Source organism: Bradyrhizobium sp. SZCCHNR1002, from assembly GCF_032381435.1.
Taxonomy (GTDB): domain Bacteria; phylum Pseudomonadota; class Alphaproteobacteria; order Rhizobiales; family Xanthobacteraceae; genus Bradyrhizobium; species Bradyrhizobium aeschynomenes.
On the sequence record NZ_JAUHIS010000007.1, the window covers coordinates 245,583 to 267,218 of the forward strand.

19 protein-coding genes are annotated in these 21,636 nt (G+C 62.3%); 14 read left to right on the forward strand and 5 right to left on the reverse strand.

Features of this window, described 5'->3' with window-relative positions; genetic code table 11:
• Positions 1–86: 86 nt before the first annotated feature.
• From QX108_RS28550 to QX108_RS28570, 5 genes are all read right to left on the reverse strand, one after another.
• Entirely contained in the window at positions 87–797 is a 711-nt protein-coding gene (locus QX108_RS28550; protein WP_315783874.1) for a sulfite exporter TauE/SafE family protein, read from the reverse strand.
• Positions 798–862: 65 nt separating this feature from the next.
• Positions 863–1,021 carry a hypothetical protein gene (locus QX108_RS28555; RefSeq protein ID WP_315783876.1) on the reverse strand — a complete coding sequence of 53 codons (159 nt, stop codon included), beginning with the start codon at positions 1,019–1,021 and terminating at the stop codon, positions 863–865.
• Positions 1,022–1,110: 89 nt separating this feature from the next.
• A complete protein-coding gene (locus QX108_RS28560) occupies positions 1,111–1,428 on the reverse strand; it encodes a hypothetical protein (protein WP_315799619.1) in 318 nt (105 codons plus the stop codon).
• A 131-nt stretch (positions 1,429–1,559) separates the two neighbouring features.
• Complete coding sequence (locus QX108_RS28565) at positions 1,560–2,246, reverse strand: TonB-dependent receptor domain-containing protein (protein ID WP_315783880.1); 687 nt, start codon at positions 2,244–2,246, stop codon at positions 1,560–1,562.
• Between the two features lie 122 nt (positions 2,247–2,368).
• A complete protein-coding gene (locus QX108_RS28570) occupies positions 2,369–2,935 on the reverse strand; it encodes a hypothetical protein (protein WP_315783882.1) in 567 nt (188 codons plus the stop codon).
• 329 nt (positions 2,936–3,264) lie between these two features.
• Here QX108_RS28570 and gspD point away from each other — a divergent pair, with 329 nt between their 5' ends.
• The 14 genes from gspD to QX108_RS28640 all read left to right on the forward strand — a co-directional run bounded on the left by gspD (position 3,265) and on the right by QX108_RS28640 (position 20,543).
• Positions 3,265–5,520, forward strand: a complete 2,256-nt coding sequence (gene gspD / locus QX108_RS28575; RefSeq protein WP_315799620.1) for a type II secretion system secretin GspD — start codon at positions 3,265–3,267, stop codon at positions 5,518–5,520.
• Positions 5,520–6,740, forward strand: a complete 1,221-nt coding sequence (locus QX108_RS28580; protein WP_315799621.1) for a type II secretion system F family protein — start codon at positions 5,520–5,522, stop codon at positions 6,738–6,740. Before gspD ends, QX108_RS28580 begins: the two co-directional genes overlap by 1 nt.
• Positions 6,737–7,207, forward strand: a complete 471-nt coding sequence (locus QX108_RS28585; protein WP_315783888.1) for a GspH/FimT family pseudopilin — start codon at positions 6,737–6,739, stop codon at positions 7,205–7,207. Before QX108_RS28580 ends, QX108_RS28585 begins: the two co-directional genes overlap by 4 nt.
• 15 nt (positions 7,208–7,222) lie before the next feature.
• Entirely contained in the window at positions 7,223–7,726 is a 504-nt protein-coding gene (gspG, locus tag QX108_RS28590; protein WP_315783890.1) for a type II secretion system major pseudopilin GspG, read from the forward strand.
• Positions 7,723–8,151, forward strand: a complete 429-nt coding sequence (locus QX108_RS28595; protein ID WP_315783892.1) for a type II secretion system protein — start codon at positions 7,723–7,725, stop codon at positions 8,149–8,151. Before gspG ends, QX108_RS28595 begins: the two co-directional genes overlap by 4 nt.
• A 9-nt stretch (positions 8,152–8,160) precedes the next feature.
• Positions 8,161–8,835 carry a prepilin-type N-terminal cleavage/methylation domain-containing protein gene (locus QX108_RS28600; RefSeq protein ID WP_315783894.1) on the forward strand — a complete coding sequence of 225 codons (675 nt, stop codon included), beginning with the start codon at positions 8,161–8,163 and terminating at the stop codon, positions 8,833–8,835.
• Between the two features lie 8 nt (positions 8,836–8,843).
• Positions 8,844–9,671, forward strand: a complete 828-nt coding sequence (locus tag QX108_RS28605) for a type II secretion system protein GspK (protein ID WP_315799622.1) — start codon at positions 8,844–8,846, stop codon at positions 9,669–9,671.
• Entirely contained in the window at positions 9,668–11,458 is a 1,791-nt protein-coding gene (locus tag QX108_RS28610; protein ID WP_409998562.1) for a GspE/PulE family protein, read from the forward strand. The genes QX108_RS28605 and QX108_RS28610 overlap by 4 nt, the downstream gene beginning before the upstream one ends.
• 43 nt (positions 11,459–11,501) lie before the next feature.
• The gene (locus QX108_RS28615; RefSeq protein ID WP_315783898.1) at positions 11,502–12,617 is read left to right on the forward strand and encodes a PilN domain-containing protein; all 1,116 of its coding nucleotides are present in this window, start codon (positions 11,502–11,504) and stop codon (positions 12,615–12,617) included.
• The gene (gspM, locus tag QX108_RS28620) at positions 12,614–13,183 is read left to right on the forward strand and encodes a type II secretion system protein GspM (protein ID WP_315783900.1); all 570 of its coding nucleotides are present in this window, start codon (positions 12,614–12,616) and stop codon (positions 13,181–13,183) included. Before QX108_RS28615 ends, gspM begins: the two co-directional genes overlap by 4 nt.
• A 20-nt stretch (positions 13,184–13,203) precedes the next feature.
• Positions 13,204–13,698 (forward strand): hypothetical protein, encoded by a 495-nt coding sequence (locus QX108_RS28625; protein WP_315799623.1) that lies wholly within the window; start codon positions 13,204–13,206, stop codon positions 13,696–13,698.
• Between the two features lie 279 nt (positions 13,699–13,977).
• The gene (locus tag QX108_RS28630; protein ID WP_315783904.1) at positions 13,978–14,757 is read left to right on the forward strand and encodes a type II secretion system protein GspK; all 780 of its coding nucleotides are present in this window, start codon (positions 13,978–13,980) and stop codon (positions 14,755–14,757) included.
• Between the two features lie 495 nt (positions 14,758–15,252).
• Positions 15,253–20,088, forward strand: coding sequence for an RHS repeat-associated core domain-containing protein (locus tag QX108_RS28635; protein ID WP_315783909.1), 4,836 nt, complete (start codon positions 15,253–15,255; stop codon positions 20,086–20,088).
• 107 nt (positions 20,089–20,195) lie between these two features.
• The gene (locus QX108_RS28640; protein ID WP_315783911.1) at positions 20,196–20,543 is read left to right on the forward strand and encodes a hypothetical protein; all 348 of its coding nucleotides are present in this window, start codon (positions 20,196–20,198) and stop codon (positions 20,541–20,543) included.
• Positions 20,544–21,636: the final 1,093 nt, after the last annotated feature.

Consider the following 21,636-nt stretch of genomic DNA (forward strand, 5'->3'; position numbering starts at 1 on the left):
GATGATCGACGCGTCGACGCGAGCTTTGGAAGACAGCCATGCCCGGGCGGCATCAGCCCGGTTGCGATGCGTGGCCGATCGCCAGATCAGGAGCGGCACCACGCGGCCAGGGTCGATGGCGGGATGACGGCGCTCATGACGCCGACGGTGACGATGGTCAATCCGACCATGTTTCGCAGCCACGTCGATGTGGCCCTGCGGCGCAGGACCGGAAGGCCGAGACCGGCGGCCAGCAGAGCGGGGAGGGTGCCAACGCCGAAGCCTCCCATGGCCACAGCGCCGCCGAGCCACGAGCCTGACAGCATGGCATAGAACAGCGCCGCATAGACCATGGCGCACGGAAGAAAGCCCCAGACGGCGCCGCTCGCCAACAGCCCCAGCCGCGGAGGAAGAGGCGCAGCATTCGCGACGCGAGTCATGGCTGAGCTGACGCCGGATGCCAGGCGATAGAGGCCCGTCGGCAGCGGCGCCAGATCGAGCATCGAAAGCCCGATCCAGGAGAGCGCCGCCGCGGCCGCCCAGCGCAGGATGGCATGAGCAAACGCATGGTCGAATGCGCCAAAGACCGAAGAACCCATGGCGCCGACCACGGCACCGGCCAGCATGTAAGCGAGAATGCGGCCCGTATTGATCAGAACGGTCGTTGTCGCGGGACTCGGCCGCGATCGCGACGGGCCCAGGTCGGCCGCGAAATGCAGGCTGGATGCGATGCCCGAGCACATGCCGAAGCAGTGCAGGCTGGATGAGAAGCCAAGCAGCAGCCCGGCGATGAACAGCGGCTGATCGAAGTCGAACATTGTAAGCGCATTTGACGCGGTGCCGCCTCGAAGTCATTGCGCTGCGTCAAAATGATCGCTTCGCCTCAGCCATCGATCACGAGCTCCTCGGCCCCGATGGCGAGCGCACAGAAGGCGAGCGCGACCGGGATCAGGCCGACATCGAGCAGGCTTGCGCCGGTCCCGATGAGCAGCGAGCGCATTCCGCCGACGTCGAGCAGATAGAGCGCCAACATGAACAGCAAGCCGAGACTTGCGCCCATGATGAACGGAATGAGAACGTTCGCCGAAAGCGACTCGAGCCCCTCGGGTCGTGTGACGCGCCGTCCTCGTTCTATTTCCGTCGAGCGCTCTCGCACGCCACTCTGGCGTCCTCCAAGAAGCCGGCGAACATGTCGTCCATCAGCTTGAGCGTCCTGGCTGAGGCGGTCGCCGGCGTGCCGGACTGAAACGGAGGCTCTGGCGCGTACTCGGCCAGTAGTTGTACGAGCCCGGTGTCGCTGGTGACGAGCGCCATCGTCTTGGCGACGATGTGTGTGGTGGCGTCCATCAGGTTGGTGAACATGTAGTGTGGGCCGACCATGTCGAGCGCGGTGAAGGCCGGATAGATCAGTAGCGCGATCTGCTCCTTCCCCGTCCAATGCGCCGGCATTGTCGAGATGTCGTGGGCGGACCGCTGCCCTGCGTCTGCCACGTCCATCGGACGCGGCTGACCAAAGGCTTGGAGACGCGGTTGCATGGCTGCGAACATCGCGCTTGCGGCCGCGATCTGTCGGCGTGTGATCATGTCGAACCTCTATCGAAGTTGTAGGAGGTTTGCAGATAGAACGTGCGTGGCGCTCCCGGCGCGACCTGGCCGCCAAACCAGGTGTAGGGCGTGTAATATTCCTGGCCGGTGAGATTCTTGACGATGAAAACCGCTCGAAAATTCTTCGTCTCGTAGGCGATCTTGGCGTCGAGGGTGTAATAGCCGGCTGTGGACCAACGATTGAGCGAGCCGACATACTGGCTCGACGCGGCATAGATGCCGGCGCCGACGCTCCATTCCGTCCAAGGACCGTCGAACTTGCAGTTGATCCAGGCGCGTCCGGAGTTTTGCGGCACGAAAGGCAGCTTGTTGCCCGCCGGGGCAGCGGGCGTATCCGTGACGAGGAATGCGTCGGTATGTCCGAAGCTCGCCAGCATGCTCCAGTTGCTGGTCGGCTGGAAGATCACATCGGCTTCAAAGCCACGCGACTTTTGCGACGATAACGCCCCCATAAAGGCGGCGGTGGTGTAGGCAACATTGTCGCGGTCGATGTCGAACACCGCCACGGTTCCCGTCAGCATGTCTCCCCAATTGAATTTGATGCCGGCTTCGCGCTGTTGCGACAGAGGTTCTTCGGCAACATGCGGCACTTCGTAGCAAAAAATGTAGCGGAATTGCGTATGCGGGCTTGGTGTTAGCAAGGTTATTGTGTCGGTGCACATAATTAGTTGGTGAGCTCATTCAACGTGAACCGGCGACAGCAATGGAGGTCCGCGGTTGGCCAGCGGCCAATGTTTGCGACCATACCGGCGGATATCCGCTTTTGATCCCTTACGGGAATTGTTCATTTCGGCGTTACCGGGCGGAAGGCGATCCATTGACCCGCCGATGATCTTTCGAGCCAAACCTTCATGCGCTCGGTCACCCAATGGACTTTGAACTCACGAGCGATGTCCGTACCCGGATGTCGATCTATGCGGAATGAGCGTGTGCCCTGGATCTGCAGTCCTGACGTGGGCTGGACAGCGAGAGCCCACAATCGAGGCATCTGTGCCAAGAGCGCGGGATCGTGGGGGCCTTCCAAAACATAATCCTCTGGCTCGCCTGTCTCGGGATATGACATCGGTTCGTCGGTGAGGGTGCTCCAGGTCTGCCAATCAAGCCGGACGACTTTGCCATACTGAGTCGGCATGAAGTCAAAGCCGGTCAATCGGCTAGATTCAAGTTCACCTCTAAATTCGTCGGTAACGATGATGAAACCGAACGGCTGGGTCATCGGCGGCACATACGGACCGGTACGTGAGATGACCGGCAGGCCGATGCCCTTGGCCTCCTCAATTAAGCCGTTCACGAGAATGTCGCCGTAGTCGCACCAAGGATATCTGCTTTCAATAGCGAAGTAATCTGACATAAGACGCCCCATTATGCCGAGTGCCGGGTTTCGCTTGCCCCAATCCTAAACCGCGTGCAAGGTTCGCCCTTTGCCCGATCGAGCCTCCCGCCGGTCCGTTAAGTCTGGTAGAGATCTCGTTTTGAGGTTATGCAGCTTTTGATTGTGTCGTGCGGTATCCGACGCAAATTCGTGCATCAAAGCATGTGTATGACTCACTTGCGGGTCCTTTGAGCAATATCTCTCTCTCCCAAAAACCTCTAGACTCTGCCTGTTAGTTGTTAAGCAGTCTTGGCTGCTTCGGGGTGGGGTAAATAGCGGTGCGTGGCGAGGCTCGCAGGCGCGGGTGGATGGCGCTTCCGATGGTGCTGGCGCTGTCGGCGTGCCAAACCGTGGAGGAGGGGACGTCGTCGTTCGCCTGGAGCACGGGTGCTGCGGAGGCGGGATCCGCAGCGCAGGCGCAGGCGGCGATGCGGGCGCCCGCTGGGAATGCCCGGGCCGGCAGGATCTCGGGCTCGCCGCTGCTCGATGACAACAAGGGCGGCCCTGCCACCGTGATGGAGGGCACCGGGCGTTTCGTCGGGGAGCCGGCGACTGGGGCGGTGCCGCGTGGGGCGGAGGATGTCGCTGACGGCGTCACCATCAATCTCGCTGGGGTGCCGGTGCCGCAGGCGGCGAAGACGGTGCTCGGGGATATTCTCGGGGTCAAATACACGGTCGATCCGGGGATCGAGGGGCGGGTCACGATCCAGACGCCGCGGCCGGTGGCGCGGGCGGCGGTCATCGATCTGTTCCAGGCGGCGCTGCGGGCCAACAATGCTGCCGTGGTCAACAATCGCGGCATCTATCGCATCGTGGCGGCGGACCAGACGGCGGTGTCATCCGCGTATCGCACCGATGATGTAGCCGATGGCGGCGAGATGGTCGGCAACGGGCTGCAGGTGGTGCAGCTGAAATATGTCTCGGCCTCAGAGATCCGGCGCGTGGTCGAGCCGATCGCGCCGCGCGGCGGGGTGGTGCGGGTCGACGATGCGCGCAACCTGATCACGCTGTCCGGCAATCGCCAGGAGATCGCGGCGATGATGGAGGCGATCGCGCTGTTCGACGTCGACACCATGAAGGGCATGTCGTTCGCGCTGATCCCGGTCAAGACCTCGGCGCCCGACGCCATCGCGACCGAACTCAAGAGTGTGTTCGCCTCCGACCGCGACGGGCCGATGGCCGGCATGGTGCAGTTCGTGCCCAACAAGCGGCTGCGCTCGATCCTGGTGATCTCGCCGCAGCTCGCCTATCTGCGCCGCGCCGAGAGCTGGATCCGCAAGCTCGACGCGCAGGCGCAAGGGTCCGAGAAGCAGCTCTTCACCTACGCCGTGCAAAACCGCCGCGCGCAGGAGCTGGTCGACGTGCTGCAGTCGATGTTCCCCACGGACACGCAGGCTGCGACGGCCGGGCGGCGCACCGTGGCGCCGAACTATCAGGAGGCGAGCGTGCAGTCGACGCCGTCGTCCTCCGGCGGTGGGCTGTCGGGAGCGTCGTCGCCGTCCTTCACCGGCGGGCTTGGCGCGTCCAGCGGCGGCTTCGGCGGCATGCGCAATGCGGCGCCGGCGGCTGCCGCGCCGAGCGTCATGCCGGCGGTGGCTTCGGCTGCGCCCACCGGCCGCGACGGCGACGCCGACGGGCCGCGGCTGCGGATCGTCGCGGACGAGGCCAAGAACGCGATCCTGATCGAGGCGGCGCAGACCGACTACAAGCGCGTGCTGCAGGTGATCGAGCGGCTCGACCAGATGCCGAACCAGGTGCTGATCGAGGCGACCATCGCCGAGGTCACATTGAACGACGAGCTGCGCTTCGGCGTGCAATGGTACATGCGCAAGAACAGCTCGAAATTCACCCTGACGGAAGCGGCGTCCGGCGCCGTCAATTCGGTGTTTCCCGGCTTCTCCTACGCGCTGACAGCGGCCAACATCGCTGCCACGATCGACACCCTGAACCAGATCACCAACGTCAACATCGTATCCTCGCCGTCGCTGGCGGTCATGGACAACAAGCCGGCGGTGCTGCAGATCGGCGACCAGGTGCCGATCACGACGCAATCGGCGACCGGCACCCTGACGCCCGGCGCGCCGATCGTCAATTCGGTGAGCTACAAGGATACGGGCGTGATCCTGTCGATCATCCCGCGCATCAATGAGAGCGGGCGCGTGCTGCTCGACATCGAGCAGGAGGTGTCGAGCGTGGCGCCGACCACGTCATCGAACATCGATTCGCCGACCATCCGGCAGCGCAAGATCAGGACATCGGTGGTCGTGAACGACAATGACGCGCTGGTGCTGGGCGGGCTGATCCAGGAGGGCCGCACCACCGGCCGCAGCCAGCTGCCGATCATTGGCGACATCCCGTTCATCGGCAATTTCGCCGGCAGCCGCGACAACGTCATCGGCAAGACCGAGCTGATCATTCTCATCAGGCCGCACGTGATGCGCAGCCTCGACGAGGCGCGCAGCGTGACCGAGGAGTACCGCCACTTCATGGCGATCGAGGGTCCGCATCGCCGGCAGCCGGCGCGGCGGCGGGTCGAGGACACCGGACGCAGGATTCTCGACTGATGCCGCGCTTCCGCTACCGCGCCTACGGCACCGACGGCTCCTTCGCGGAGGGGACGGTCGAGGCCGCGTCCGCGGATGCGGCGAGCGCGACGCTGTGGGCGCAGGGATTGTCGCCGTTCCAGATGCAGGCCGCCGATAGCGCCGGCACGGCATGGTGGAACCGCGAGATCACGCTCGGCAACGGCGCGGCGCGCGCGGACCTCTTGGCCTTCACCCGCGAGTTCGCCACGCTCTGCGCGGCCGACATCCCGATGGACGATGCCTTGCGCATCGTGCACACGCAGGCCTCGGCAGCACGGCTGCGCGCCCTGGTCGAGGCACTGCTCGCCGATGTCCTCAATGGCCGCCCGTTGTCGGAGGCGATGCAGGGCCAGCCGCGCATCTTCCCCGCCGACTATGTCGCTGTCATCAGAGCCGGCGAGAGCGGCGGGCGGCTGGCGCAGGTGCTGACCGAACTCGCCGAGCTCCTGGAGCGGCGGGCGGAGATCCGTGCGCGCGTCCAGTCGGCCCTGATCTATCCCGCGATGCTGATCGTGCTGAGCCTCGCAACGCTCGCGATCATCGTCGGCGGCGTGATCCCGTCGATGGCGCCGATCTTCACCCAGAGCGGCAAGCCGGTGCCGCTGACCATCCAGCTGATGCTCGCGCTGAAGGCGCATTGGCTCGAGATCGTGATCGCTGGCCTTGCCGCCGTCGCGCTGCTCGGCGCCATCGTGGCATTCACCATGGCCGATCCCAGCCGCCGCCGGCGTCTCGACCGGCTCGCGCTGCGGCTGCCGCTGCTCGGCGGCTTCCTGCTGCAGCAGGACACGGCGCGGTTCGCCCGCACGCTCGGCACGATGCTGATGGCCGGCGTGCCGTTGATCGCGGCGACGAAATCGGCGAGCGACGTCGTCGACAACCGCCATCTCCGCGCCGGCATGCAACAGGCGATCGAGCGGATCCAGCAGGGCACGGCGTTGCACCGCGCGCTGCGCAACGAGGTCGCGCTGCCGGCCGTGGCGCTGCAGATGATCGCGGTCGGCGAGGAGGCGGGCAAGCTCGACCGCATGCTGCTGCGTGTGGCGCAGATGCTGGAAAAGCAGCTGCAGACCAGCGTCGATCGCTTCATGGCCGCGCTGACGCCGGCGATGACGGTCGGGATCGCATTGATCATCGGCGCGCTGATCATGCCGGTGATGAATGCCGTGCTCAGCATCAATGATCTGGCGGGGCGATGAGCGCGCGGGCGGCAGTGGGACGGGACGAGGCGAGCGCCGGCTTCACGCTGGTCGAGATGCTTGCCGTGCTCGTCATCCTGGCGCTGACGGCATCCGCCGCCGTCCCTTTGCTATCACGCGGCGCCGGCACGGTGAGCCTCGATGCGGCGACAGGCGAGATTGCGTCGGCGCTGCGCGCCACGCGCTCGGCTGCGATCGTACAGAACCGCGTGATGACCTTGACCATCGACGTCGACCGCCGGACCTTCAGCTCGGACGTCGTCCGGCCGCGCACCTTCGCGCCGGACATCCAGGCGAAGCTGACCTATGCCGCCGCGACGCGCGTGGGCGCCGCCGTGGGCGGCTTCCGGTTCTTTCCGGACGGCTCGTCGACCGGCGGCGATCTGAGCCTGGAGTTGAACGGGCATCACATCAGGCTCTGTGTCGAATGGCTGACAGGGACGGTGCGGACCGCCGCGACGTGCTGAGGGGAGGGGACGAGCATGCTGGGATGGATGCAATGTCGTGATGTCGTGAAGCTGCGGGTGGCCGCGTGGCGCGGGCAATTCCGGCTTCGTTTACGCAGAGGTCGCGATGGCGAGGCCGGCTTCACCTTGGTCGAGATGCTGGTCGTCATCACCATCATCGGCCTGATCATGGGTCTCGTCGGCCCGCGCGTGCTGAGCTATCTCTCCGATTCCAAGCTCAAGACGGCGCGGATCCAGATCCGCAGCCTGTCCTCGGCGCTCGACCTCTATCACCTCGACAATGGCCGCTACCCGACCGCAGCCGAAGGGCTCGGCGCGCTGGTGCAGAAGCCGGCCACGGCGACGACCTGGAATGGCCCCTATCTCAGCGGCACGCTGGTGCCGAACGATCCGTGGGGCCGGCCCTATGTCTACAAATTTCCCGGGCAGCACGGCGCCTACGACATCGTCTCGCTCGGGCCCGAGGGGCGCGAGGATGACACCTCTGCCAATGCCAATGTGACGAGCTGGCAGCCATGACGCGCGTCGCAGCAGTGATGGCCTCACCTGTCGACGACGAGGCCGGCTTCACGCTGGTCGAGGTCATCGTCGCACTGGCCATGCTGTCGGTCGGCCTCGCTTTGGTGATGAGCCTGTTCTCAACCGGACTGTCACGAACGGGCATGGCCGAACGCGTGGCTGGTGCCGTTGCGCTGGCGCAGTCGCTCATGGCCCAGGTCGGCAATTCGATTCCGCTGCGCACCGAGACGCGCGATGGCGCCGAGGCGAACGGCTATCGGTGGCGCCTCGCGATGCAGCCCTATCGGCCGACGCCAAACAGCGATGCACGCCCGGTCGAGCTGTACCAGGTCTCGGTCGAGATCGGCTGGCTGGAAGGGCAAGACCCGCGCTCCTATGCGCTCTCGACGCTTCGCCTCGGGCCTAGAGTCTCCAGGTCGCAGTGAGCCAGACCGATGACGTCGCCGAAAGCAAGCGGGATGGATGATCGCGACGCCGGCTTCACCCTGGTCGAGGTTCTCGTTGCGCTGGCGCTGTTCAGTCTGCTCGCCGTCCTGCTGTTCGACAGCGTCAAGTTCGGCGTGCAGGCCTGGCGCAGCGGCAGCGCCCGTGCGGAGTCGTTCCAGCGCGAGCTCGCAGCGCAGGACGTGCTGCGGCGGCTGATCGGCAATCTCTATCCGATGATGCTGGGCGAAGGCGCGGCGCAGCGGCGCATCGACGTCGACGGGCAGGCCGAGAGCCTCGAGTTCCTCAGCGATGCGCCGGCCGTGTCCGGTGGGGCCGGCCGCTTCCGCTTCAAGCTGTTCGCCGACCGCAGGCGTGACGGGGTCGATCTCGTTCTGCAGTCCCGACCCGAACTGGCGGTGAAGCCGGACACCGAGCGGACGCTGCTGGTGTCCGACATCGATCGGATCGAGCTCAGTTATGCGGCAAGAGCAACGGGAGACGCCAATGCCGCCTGGAGCACGAGCTGGAAGGATCAGAGCGAGGCTCCCGGTCTGATCCGGCTGCGGGTCCTGATGCGTCCCGGCGATGCCCGTCACTGGCCGGAGCTCGTGATCGCGCCGCGGGTGCAGGCCGATGTGGCCTGCGTCTACGACGCGCTCACGATGCGCTGTCGCGGGCGATAGGGGGCGACATGCCGGTGCTGTCGGTTCTCTGGGGGCTTGCGCTACTGACGGCGATTGCGCTCTCGCTGTCATGGTCGAGCAGCGTGTCCTATGGCCTTGCCCGCAATGGCATCGATCAGGCCGCTCTCGGTGCGCTCGTCGAGGCCGGCGTGAACGCTGCCATCGACGGTTTGCTCGATGCCCGGGCGGACCACCGCTGGCGCGCCGACGGCCGTCTCTACACGCTCGATTTCAACGGCACGCAGATCGGCATCCGAATTCAGGACGAGCTCGGACGGGTCGACCTCAACCAGACCGATGAGGCCATGCTGAACAGCCTGCTGCTATCAGCAGGGCTGGACGCGCGGGCCGCCGCTGACCTGACCGAAAAGATCGTGGACTGGCGAACCGCAACGTCCCTGAAGCATCTGAACGGCGCCAAGGACCGGGACTACGCGTCGCGCAACGCCGCCTATCATCCCCGCAACGGTCCGTTCCAGAGCGTCGATGAGCTGCTCCTGGTGATGGACATGACTCCGGCGATCTTCGCCCGGATCGCGCCGGCGCTCACGGTCCATTCGGGACGGCAGTTCGTCGACCCGCAATTGGCGCCGCGCGAGGTGCTGCGCGCGCTGCCCGGCATGACCGCGCAGAGTGCCGAAGCGACGCTGGCCGCGCGCGACGGTGCCAGGTCCGGCCTTGCCGAAGGCAACCCGATGACGGTGCTGCGTGGGCGCGCCTTCACGATCCGGACCGAGTTTTCCCAGGCGTCGCGCGTGGTCGAAGGCGAGGTCGCGGTGCGCCTGACGGAAAATCCGCAGCAGCCCTATTGGGTGCTGAGCTGGGGGACGCGATGACGGGACGCCCAGGGCCAGCGATGCAGCAGGCCGACGCCTTCGCCGCAAACCTCGAGCAGCCGCGCGCGCAGCTGCACCGGTCCATGCCCGACATGGACCGGACCGCATTGTTGCAGAGTTTTGGCGACTTCCTGCGGGCCGAAGGCATCGTCGATCGTATGAGCCTCGACCGTGCCGGACGCGCGGCGCAAACCACCGGAGACAGGCTCGACACCGTGCTGACCAAGCTCGGTCTGGTGTCGGAGGCCGGTCTGGTCGCGGCGTTGTCCAAATTCCTGGCACTCGATCTGGTGCGTCCGGATCAGATTCCGATCGACCCCGTGTTGCCCGAACTGGTCGAAGCGGAGTTCGTGCGTCACAATCATGTGCTGCCGCTCGGCTGCAGCGATGGCCGGCTTGCCGTCGGCGTGACCGATCCGTTCAACCACGATCCGATCCGGGCCCTTGCATTCCTCACGGGCCTTTCGGTCGACATGCGGCTGTTTACGGCGGCCGATTTCGACAAGGCCTGCGCGGGGCTCTATCCCGCCATGTCGCGCAGCGACGAGACCCGCGCCACCGGCGGCGCCGAGGCCAACGAAGCCGACGTGCAGCGGCTGCGCGATCTTGCGAGCGAGGCGCCGATCATCCGCCTCGTCAACCAGATCATCACCAACGCCGTCGAGGCGAGGGCGTCGGACATCCATATCGAGCCCAATGTCGACCAGGTGCTCGTCCGCTATCGCGTCGACGGCGCCTTGCGCTCGGTCCAGGTGCTCGCGGCGGACCTGCGTGCCGCGATCACGTCCCGCGTGAAGATCATGTCGAAGCTCGACATTGCGGAGCGGCGCCTGCCGCAGGACGGGCGCATCAAGATCGCAGTCCGTGGCATCGACATCGACTTCCGCGTCTCCACGATCCCCACGGCCTTCGGCGAAAGCGTCGTGCTGCGCGTGCTCGACCGCAATCGCGTCAGCCTGGATTTTGCCGAGCTAGGATTCTCCGCTGAGCATATCGCGACGCTACAGGCGCTGCTGCAGCAGCCCAACGGCATCATCCTGGTCACCGGACCGACCGGCAGCGGCAAGACCACGACGCTGTATACGGCGCTGAAGGCGCTCAACAGCACCGAGCGCAAGATCTTCTCGGTGGAGGATCCGATCGAATATCAGATGCCGGGGATCAATCAGGTCCAGGTCCAGTCGGAGATCGGGTTGACGTTTCCCCACGCGCTGCGCTCGATGCTCCGGCAGGATCCGGATATCATCATGATCGGCGAAATCCGCGATCTCGAGACGGCGCGCATCGCCATCCAGGCCTCGCTGACCGGTCACCTCGTGCTGTCGACGCTGCACACCAACGATGCGGCGTCCGCGATCACCCGCCTGATCGACATCGGCGTCGAGAACTATCTGCTGGCCTCGACACTGAAGGGCGTGATTGCGCAACGTCTGGTACGCAGGCTCTGTTCCCGTTGTTCCCATGGTCATCCGCAGGCGAGCTATTGGGCGGAGAGCTTCGAGCGGTCCGTGACTGGACTCCGTGCGTTGGGGCAGCCAGACATTCGCCAGCCGCGAGGCTGCTCCGATTGCGGCAATGCCGGCTTCTCCGGACGTTCGACCATCGCGGAGATGCTGGTCGTCGACGAGGCATGTCAGAGTCTGATCCTGGCCAAGGCGTCGGACACGGCGATCGAGTGCGCCGCCCGCGAGCAGGGCATGCAGAGCATGTACGAGAGCGGAGTCCGGAAGGTCTGGCGCGGCGAGACCACGATCGACGAAGTTCTGCGCGCGACGCGCATGGGATAGGGCGGCGGGACGGGCGATGCATGAGAGCAGGGATAGAGGCGCGTTGCTGGCCACGGTTCGTGCGGCTGGTACACGCGACTGGGCGCAATCGGCGGTCGCCTGGTGGTGCAGGGAAGCGGTCGATCTGCTGCCGCACCGGTTCGTGGCCGCGCTGGCCCCGGCCGGCCGGCCGAGACTTCTGGTCGATCGCGACGACACGGGGATCCGGCTTCAGTTGAACGATCCCCGATCAGGAGTGCAGGCTGGTGAAACGACCCATGCAGGTGAGGTGATGGCGGCGATCGCATCTATCCTGCAGCGTCATGGTCTGGATCGGCGCGACGTGGATCTGGGCTTGCGTCTGCCGGAAGAGAGTGTTTTCCGCCGCGAGCTCATGCTTCCACCCGAGGCGAAGGGCGCGATCGATTCGATCGTGCCGCAGGACCTGTTGCGCCGGACGCCGTTCAAGGCGGAGGACATCTATTGCGACCACTTGACCGCCACATCGCCTGACGGTCGGATCGCGGTTCGGCAATGGGTGACGCGGCGCCATCACGTGCAGCAGGCCGCAGATCAGCTCGGGCTTGCCGTCGCACACATCGACTTTGTCGTGTTCGGCGACGATCAAAACTCGCCGTCGATCCGACTGGCGCGTCCTGCGGCTGCCCGCAAGACCTCCACCGTTGCGATCGCAGGGCTCGGCGCGCTCGCCGTGCTTCTAGGGTCCGGCATCGCGGTCCTGACCTTTGCCCGGCAACAGGCCACGCTGGACCGGCTCGATGCCGAGATCGTTGTGGCCCGCAAGGGCGCCGAGCGCGTTCGCGTCCTGGTGGATCAATTGCGGGAGCGGCGGACGGCGTTGTCGCGCCTTCGTCTGCAGCGCAGCGAAGTGCCGGGATTGATCGACGTCTGGGATGAAGCCTCGCGCATTCTGCCGAAGCATTCCTGGCTGACCGAATTGCGGCTCGTGGAGGGAGCGAACCCGCGGAGCGCAAGGGTCGCGATGACCGGATTCTCGGCCGCGGCGCCAAGCCTGATCAACACGCTGGGTGGATCGAGACTGTTCGTGGACGCTGCCCTGACGTCGCCGGTCGCGATGGATCCGATCGAGAACCGGGAGCGCTTTTCATTGCAGGCCAGGATTCGTGTGCCCGATGCCATCAAGGAGGTGGCGCCATGAGCGAATGGACCAAGCGCAGGGACGCGCTCGGACGCCGCGGCCTGTTCATCGTCGTCAACCTCGCGCTGCTTGCGGTGTTGTTCTGGGGCTTCGTGGCGCCGATTGCGGCGATGTTCGCCGAGCGGGAGGCGCGGATCCAGCAACAGCAGGCGCTGCTGGCACGGTTGAGCGCGATCGCAGCCCAGGCATCGGCCATCGCGGGCCTTGCCTCCGAAACCGAGTCGCAGCTCCAGAACGGGGAGTTTCTGACGGGTGCGAACGAGAACGTGATCGCCGCCGACCTGCAGACGAAGCTGAAGACGATCATGGGCAATGCCGGCGCCCAGTCCCGCGCGATTCAATCGCTGCCGGGCCGGACCATCGATCAGATCAAGTACAGCGGCGCGCGGATCGATCTGTCCGGGCCGTTGCCCGCCGTCATGCGTGCGGTCCACGCGGTCGAAAGTGCGAGGCCATATTTGTTCATTGCCAATGCGGTGCTGAAGAGCGCGCCTGCGATGCGCCCGGGAACGGCCGAGGAGCCAGTGCTTCAGGCGCAGCTCGACATCTACGGTGCCGTGCAATGAGGAGCCTCGTGCGATGGCGGGTGACGCCGCTGGCCGGCATTCTGGCGCTCCTGGCGGGTCTCGATCTAGTGCTCGGCGCCTGGCTCGCGACGTTGGTCGGAGGCGGAGAAGCGCCCGGCGCCCGCCGCGCGGCGTGGGAAGCGCCGGTGCCCCGGACCATGGCGGGCGTGGCTGGACGGCAGCCGCTGCAGACATATGCCGAGATCCTGGCCCAGCCGGTGTTCCAGAAGTCGCGCGAGCCGTTCGTTCCGCCCCCACCCGCGCCGCCACCACCGATGCCAGTGGCCGCTCCACCCCCGGTGGCCACTGACCCGGGCCTCCTGGTCGGGGGTGTCATGATCAACGGCGGCACGAGCAAGGCCTATCTGCTCAGCAAGGTTGGCGGGGGCGCAGGCTCCTGGATCAACGAAAACGAGACGTTTCAGGGCTGGCGGGTGACATCGATCGACGCGTCAGGTGTTCGGATCGAGCAGGCGGGGCGCGCGATCGAATTGCAGCTCTACCCCAAGAATTGAAGAATACAGGCCGCGCTGCGGCCCCTCGAGCCGGAGTAGAATAGCCTTGTTTGCACAGACGAAAGATCAAGGGCCAATCCGCAGACAGCCGCTCGTAGAGGAGGAGCGCGAATTGGTCGTTCCTGCTTGGTTCGGCCTCTCGATGCTCTCATATGAGCTAGGTCTCTTACATGTCTTCTCGAAACCGTCGTCCGCCAAGCGATCTTCGGACCATAGCAGTCGCAGAGATCCGAAATGCCAGTCATAGCGGTCCTGTGGATGCTAGGATTATTGACAACGATGTCACTGTCGCTGCTCTGGGGCAGCGAGGTGTCATACCGCCTCGCCCGCAACGATTGTGAACTTGCGATTCTGAGTGGGACTGCAGACGGGGCGCTGGACTACGCCGTGTCGGGATTGTTTGATCAAAAATCTGATCGCCTCTTGCGTCCAGGTGTAGGCGAGGTTCACCTGCTCCACTTTGGCGAAGCCGAGATCCGGATCGTGATCCAGGACGAGCTCGGCAAGATCGACATCAACCAGGCCGACCCTGCCTTGCTTGCCAGTTTGCTGCGGTCGGCGGGGCTAAACGCCGATGCGGCAAATGGGCTTGCAGACAAGATCGTGGACTGGCGAACCGCGAGCGAACTGAAGCATCTTAATGGCGCCAAGGAGTTCGACTATCGCGCGGCGAATAGTCCCCACCGGCCGCGCAACGGTCCGTTTCAGAGCGTCGACGAGCTTCTTCTCGTAATGGACATGACGCCTGCTCTCCTCCAGCGGATCGAACCTGCCGTGACCGTGTATTCCGGAAGCCAGTTCGTTGACCCACGACGTGCCACGCCTGAAGCTCTGGCGGCGATGCCCGAGATGATCAGTAAGCAAGGGGCGGCCTCAGATCGCCCGCCTCCATTTCCGCTCGGCGCAAACGAAGAGCCAACGTCATCCTTGCGCGGTCGTGCCTTCATGATCTGTATCGAAGTCGCAAAGTCAGGCCAGGTTTCTCGATATCGAGCTGTTATTCGAATGACGGACAATCCGGTACATCCCTATTTCCTTCTCAGCTGGAAGATGACGTAAGCTCGGCACCGCCCTGATAGGGACGTTATGGCTGTGGCGCAGACGGTTCATATCCGCGGAACCGATTCTTGGTCGTGGTCCATTCGTTCGGCGCGCGGCGGCTGTTGTCTGCCGGCTCTGACGGTCAGTGTGTCGTAGGGCTGTCACAACTAGACCATGCAGTGGAATCCGTCGTAGAAGCTGCAGAGATGGCGAAGCGATTTGATCAGCATGGAATTCATCAATGCTCCTAAGTTCTCGCAGAGGTTGTTTCGCAAACGGATGCTAAGCACCGATGCGGAAAAAGCCGACGCGGTGTAAACAGGCCAGTCTTCTCCGTCAGCAGCTCTTTTTTCGCGATGCATTCCATCGGCGAGCATCGAGTTTTTCTAGCAATGCGGCTCAACAATGAATCCGTGTGGATAACGCTATAAAAATCTCCAGGGCCCCGCTTGCGGTATCAGGGGAATTAAACAACCTTAGTTTGTGCAGTTGTTCGCAGAATTCGGGACAAAGATGACGATCATTTCGCCTGCAAATGCGTTATGCAACTTAAAGTGGTTTATAGATCCGTGCGCAACAGTTCGCCTTGAGAAATTGCGCCTCGCAGGCACCTCTTTGGGTTCGGTCGCCGGACGTGAGCCTTATCGCTCCAAGCTCATGGAGCCCTTGGAGCGGCTTGTCGGCGCCATTTGCTGTTGGCTAGCAATTTACTCTACTGCCCTCGCAACTGTCTTGGTTCGCATGGTGGTTGCGATATCTCTAAGTTGCGCGCCAGCGGCTGCCGACGTGTGGTACGCGTCGGATGGGGTAGGCAAAGTAATCAGGGGGACGGATGGTTGCTTGCTTGCGCAGCAATCGTTCGAAACGTACGTCAGGCCGACAAATCAGGATCCAACTTACTACAAATACTTCACGGGTTGCTTGCAGGGCGCGTCCGGTCCGGGCGCCACGATCGAGGCGCACTATAGTTGCCACGCTATCGATGATACCCATCCGAATTGTCCCATTGCGCCGAGCCTCTCCGTGAGTTACGCAACGGCATTCTGGGATGGTTGCGATCCCGGATACTTGTACATCCAGGGCGAGGGGTGCGGGACTATAAGACCGGATCATCCGCATCGCGACGATCCGAAGTGCGGCTTTTGCGTGGGAGACCCAATAGATCCAGCAACTGGACTTCCAGTTCAGCACTATGTCGACTATCAGACTGCCGGGCCGTATCCGCTCAAATTTGAGCGCTACTACGCCAATAGCGATCAGCCAAGGCTTTCGTCGATCTGGCTTCAGAAGTCGATTTTGGAGTCTGTTACTGGGGCGTGGCGCTCCAACTTCGATGCTCGGATGTACAATCCTTACCCCGGAGCTCGCTATCCGCACGCGCTCTACTTCGTGCTGCCCAGCGGCAACACCTTGTTCTTTGTCGACTCGACCGGTTCGGGTAATTACGCTCCGGGACTCTACTATGTGAACGCAGCAGACCAGGCGGTGTCTGTGGCGGGTGGGCGCGGCATCGGTCAATCCGTGTCGATCAACTCGGACGGATCGCAGGTTACCCTGACGGATCTGGATGGCATTCACTACGTTTTCACTAACAGTCTTACAGGTCCGGCAAGGCGCGGCTCCCTTGTCGCCGTTCAGTATCCAGGAGGTTATTCGCAGACCCTAAACTATGACGCCGCGACGACGCACTTGGCGTCGGTGAGCGACAGCCTGGGCCGAAGCATCGCTTTTCAGTATGACGGTTATGGGCACATGACGGCGCTGATCGCCGGCGGATCGATTGTGGCAAGCTACACTTATGCTGCAAACCCGGCCCAGGCTGCGATCTACTCGCAGATCTATTCACAGATTCGCCCGATCGGCGATCCGGCCGCTGCGGCACAGGCAACGGGATCTCTCGGCAGCGTGACCCTCGCTGCGACGAATGAGACAACGTCCTATTCGTATGTCAATTCCCCAAACGATCCAAACAGGATGATTCTTTCGAGTTACACCGATTCCCGTGGTGTGATCTACTCGACTTGGAGCATGGATTCATCGTCTCGCGTTGTGTCCAATAACCTGGCGGGAAACGTGGGGCAGACCGCTCTCAGCTACTCTCCCGCGAGCCTCCACTTTAGTTCCGCCGCTGGTTATAGCGCCCAGACGATTGCAACAACGATAACAAATCCACTCGGCGCGACCGAAGTGGCGACGTACGCGATCGCTTCCTCTGCCAATGTCCCAGGCGCATCGTTTGGAGCTGGAACCAATCTGCTGCTGATTCAACGCCAGAGACAGGCGGCAAGTTTTCTCCCGACTGCAACAACAAGCTATTCCTATGACTCGAACCAATTCCTGTCGGGAGTGGCGGATGCCGAGGGACGCGTGACTGCCTATGTCAATGATCCATCGACGGGCCTTCCGATTTCGGTAACTCGCGGTTCGGGCTCGTCAAGTGCGAGCACGACGACCTATGCCTGGAATGCCAAATGGCGCGTACCAACCCAAATCGTCGAGCCCGGACTTACCAGCTCGTTCATCTGGAGCGACTCCGGACAACTCACGTCCTTAACGCAGACCGACACGACAACAACGTCCGTTCCATATTCAACAACGGGGCAGACACGAACGCTCACATATACCTACGGCGCCAATGGGCTGCTTTCAGGCGTGTCGGGCCCGTTGGCGAATCAGACGGTGAGCTTCACCTATAACGCGATCGGCTTCATCCAATCGATTACCGACGAGTTAGGACTCGTAACCACAGTCTCGGCTTGGAATGATCGAGGCCAACCCACCACCATTGCGGACCCAAACGGTGTGATCTATGCGTTGCGCTATGATGGCTACGGCAGGCCTACGAGCATAACGATCGATCCGTCGGGCTTTTCAGCGACCACCAGCATTGTCTATGATAGCGTGGGGCAGATTACCCAAATTACGCGTCCGAGCGGCGCGTACTTCAAGCTTTCCTATGATGGCGCCCGCCGTCTTACGCAAGTGCAGGACGACACAGGGGCGACGATCGTCTACTCTCGGGACAGCATGGGCAACGTCACCGGTCGTCAGATCAGGGATCCGAGCGGTACCGTGCAATTTTCGCAGACAGCTGTATTCGATCAGTTTGGCCGGCTGCTCAAGTTCGTCGGAGCATCGAACCAGACATGGACGCATGCGTACGATAGAACCGACAATCGGATTTCAGTCACCGATCCTCGGTCGAATATCTTCGGCTGGAGCTTCGACGCGTTGAACCGAGTGATCAAGACGACTGATGAGGAATCCAACGCCGAAACGGTGCAATTCAACGGGCGGGACGATATCACCAACTATAGCGACCCGCGTTCGCTTAACACAGGCCTTGTTAGAAATGGCTTTGGCGATGTGGTCCAGCGCACCAGCCCTGATACGGGCACGACGATCTACGTCTACAACGAATTAGGCAAGCCGACCCAGATGACGGATGGGCGCGGGATTGTTACCAATATGACCTATGACCTCGCTGGGCGGCTTTTGACGAAGCAATTTCCGGCCTCGCCGGGTGAGAACATCACATACACCTGGGACTCCACTGGGGGCGGCAATCGGGGCATCGGCCGGTTGACACGGATAGACGACGCCTCCGGTTCCATCGAATGGAACTACAACGCGCTTGGCCAGGTCATCCAAGAGAAGAAGACGACCGCAGGGCTCGTCTATGTCGTCGGCTACGACTACGATCTCGACGGTCATGTCACCAAGGTTACCTATCCTTCGGGCCGCATCGTCAACTACTATCGTGGCGCGGCCGGGCGTATCACGACTGTTACGCAGCAGGCGGACGCGACGAGCGTCGAATCTCTTTTGGCAAAGTGGGTTACCTATCAATCGTTTGGGCCGCTTCAATCGCTTTCGTATGGTAACGGGCTGGTCCTTTGGAAGACATTCACGCAGGACTATAATCTTAGTACGCTGGTCGTCGAACAGGGCGCGAACTCGATCATCAATCGCGCATACACGTACTGGTACAACGATTTCGATATTACGAACGTGTGGGACAACAATATCACCCCTCGGACGGACAATTATGTCTTCACGCCGAGTCATCGCCTGCAAAACGTCTACGGCGACTGGGGAACGCAAACCTATTGGCAGGATGCAGTCGGCAATCGAACTGGCGACGTTTTCACGGTTGACAGCACAACGACGACCAGAGTTCTGGGATATCCCTATAACAGCAATCTTTATGTCGGCACCACGGAGGGGCCGAGCACGCTGCGCAGCGTCACGAACGACGGCGCCGGCAACATCGTGACCGATATCAGGGGCACAACGACATACAACTACCACTACAATAATCGCAACCGGCTCGACTGGCTATCGATCGGCTCGACGCCGACTGCCAGTTATGCATATGATGGACTGGACCGGATGGCGGTGCGCGACACGCAAAACATGATGCCATCCGCGACGACACACTACATCTACGACAGGTCCGGTCGCCTGCTGGCGGAAGCAAACGTGGTGGGAACGACACAGCGGGAATATGTTTGGCTGGACGACATGCCGCTGGCGCTGTTTTCAGATCTCGACACCGCGGAGCCCAGGCAGTTCTACGTCCACCCCGACCACCTTGACCGCCCGAGCAAGATGACAGACGTGAACCAGAATGTGGCTTGGGATGCGTGGTACTGGCCCTATGGTGAAGTACGATCAATCACGGGAACCGCGAGCATCAACCTGCGCTTTCCTGGCCAATATTTCCTCGTTGAGTCAGGATTGCACTACAACTGGCACCGTCACTACGATGCGTCGATCGGCAGATACACCCAGGCCGATCCGCTCGCGCTCGTGGATGGCCCCAGCCTTTACCTCTACGCGGGTGGAAATCCTGTCCACAACGTTGATCCCTCCGGCGAGTTTGGCCTCGCTGGCGCGGCGTTCTTTGGCGGGCTCGATTTGATTTTCCAACTTGTTGAGAACGGTGGCCGGATTGAGTGCGTCAACTGGACGGACGTAGGGATTGCGACGATTGCAGGAGCCTTGACTGGTGGTGTGGCTGATGGAGCGTTTATGTGGAAAACAGGATCTAACGCCTGGAAGGTGACAAGGAGTTGGCTCGGGAAGCATGTCTGGGATCTCGAGAGAGGTCAAGAAGTGCACCATTGGCTCATCGAGCAGAGAAGTACAGTTGGCAGAATGGTGCCGAATTGGATCAAGAATCAGCCCTGGAACCTGAATCCGATGCCTAGCAAGGAGTGGCACAACTTCCTGCATGCGCGTAATCCAGTGTTGCGCACGATCGTCGGGGCCCCTGGCTGGGCTCAGGGCGTAGGCGTCGGTGGCGGAATCTCGGGTCTAGGTGGAGGACAATGTGGGTGCCAATGACTCCGGCGGGGTTGCTCATTTTACGGGAAGGGCTGCGAGGCCCAAGGCTTGAGCGGATCATTGAGACCAGGCCGAGACAATGTGTCATCTCGCTGGGGGAGTTGGTGGTGCGCAGGCTGCGGGGCGCTCGGCTTCTGAGTTCATCATTGGAGTTGTCGGAGATCGAAGAGGTGGTGCCTGTCGGATTCGCCGGCCCACGTACTCTCGGCGCTCCGATATTCTCTTATGTCCTGCTTCTGGTGCTGGGGTGGCTGACCCTATCGATTCCTTTGGTTGTGCAGCTACAATTGTCCAATTCGCGGGTCCTAACCCTTGAGGAAGCCAAGGCCCTTGTAATCAAGTTGATCAAGGAGTCGTCGATGGATCAGGAGGACGCAGCTCGCTTGGAGGAACGGGTTCGCAAGGCCAAATCAGTCCACAGCATGGCCCAAGCCGTCGCCGAGGCACGCGATTGAGAGCAGGCCGGGATGCCGGCATGCTGGCGACATCCCTCGATCGCCGTGTGAGCGAGTTCAGGTCGATGTTCTGATACGAAGGCCGGACGCCGTATATTAGCCTGCTGCCTTCCATCGGCACCGGCGGTGGCATATGGGTCACCGAAAACGAGACGTTATCAGGGCTGGCAGGTGAAGATGATTGATCCGTCGGGTGTGCAGATTGTGCAGGGCGGGCACGATCGACCTTCAGCTCTGTCCCTGAAACTGACGGCGTTCTAAGCTTGATGGTTCAAGCGCCCAGGGCTGGCAGAATCCTCCTGCGGGTGCCCGGATGTATACGACTCAAACAAGCCATCCACTTTCCTGCGCAGCAAGGCTGACGAGCAGCCCAAAAGCCAGACATGGTCCGAACGGGAGTGCGCTCCTCCGTGTGACGGAGTAGCCAGCCGCATGTAGGGTGGCGACTATCGCAAGCGCCGATAGTGAGGCGGACAACAGCTGGAGAGGGATTCCGACCACACCAACCCAAAAAGTTGACGCTGTCAGCAGCTTCACGTCGCCTAATTCCAGACCCTGCTGCCTTTGACCTGCCACCGAAGTTTCATCCAGCAGCGTTTAGAGTCCGGGTGGGTTTTGTGCACGCGCTACCATTCTTGCGGGTCATCTGCTCCAATCCTTCGTTCGGAATAGCGAGGGTCGCCGTGAACGTTTGTTCTCCCGATACCAACACGATACCAACAAAATACCAACAAGTCGGGTGGCTGGGATCGAACGAGAACAAACCGTGATGAACACGAATGTGCGCGGAAAGGCCCATTTTTCAAGGGGTCCCGAGCAGGGGGCGGACGGTTGCGGACGATTTGGAACGGGCCTGAACAGCCGAGTTGGTGCCCTGGCCGGAATCGAGCAACTACCAATAACGCTACAAAATATGGCCCTTTAGCAGCCCATTGAACGCGTACTCACAGGCTTACTCACACGATCTTTGGTCCCAAGTCAGGGCTGGTTCAGTTCTTTTTCTATAGGTGATCCTCGACGGGTTATCTCAAGAATACTCTCGATCAATCGCGTGTATCGAACCACAGGGGGCTCATAGCTCAATGTAGTAGAT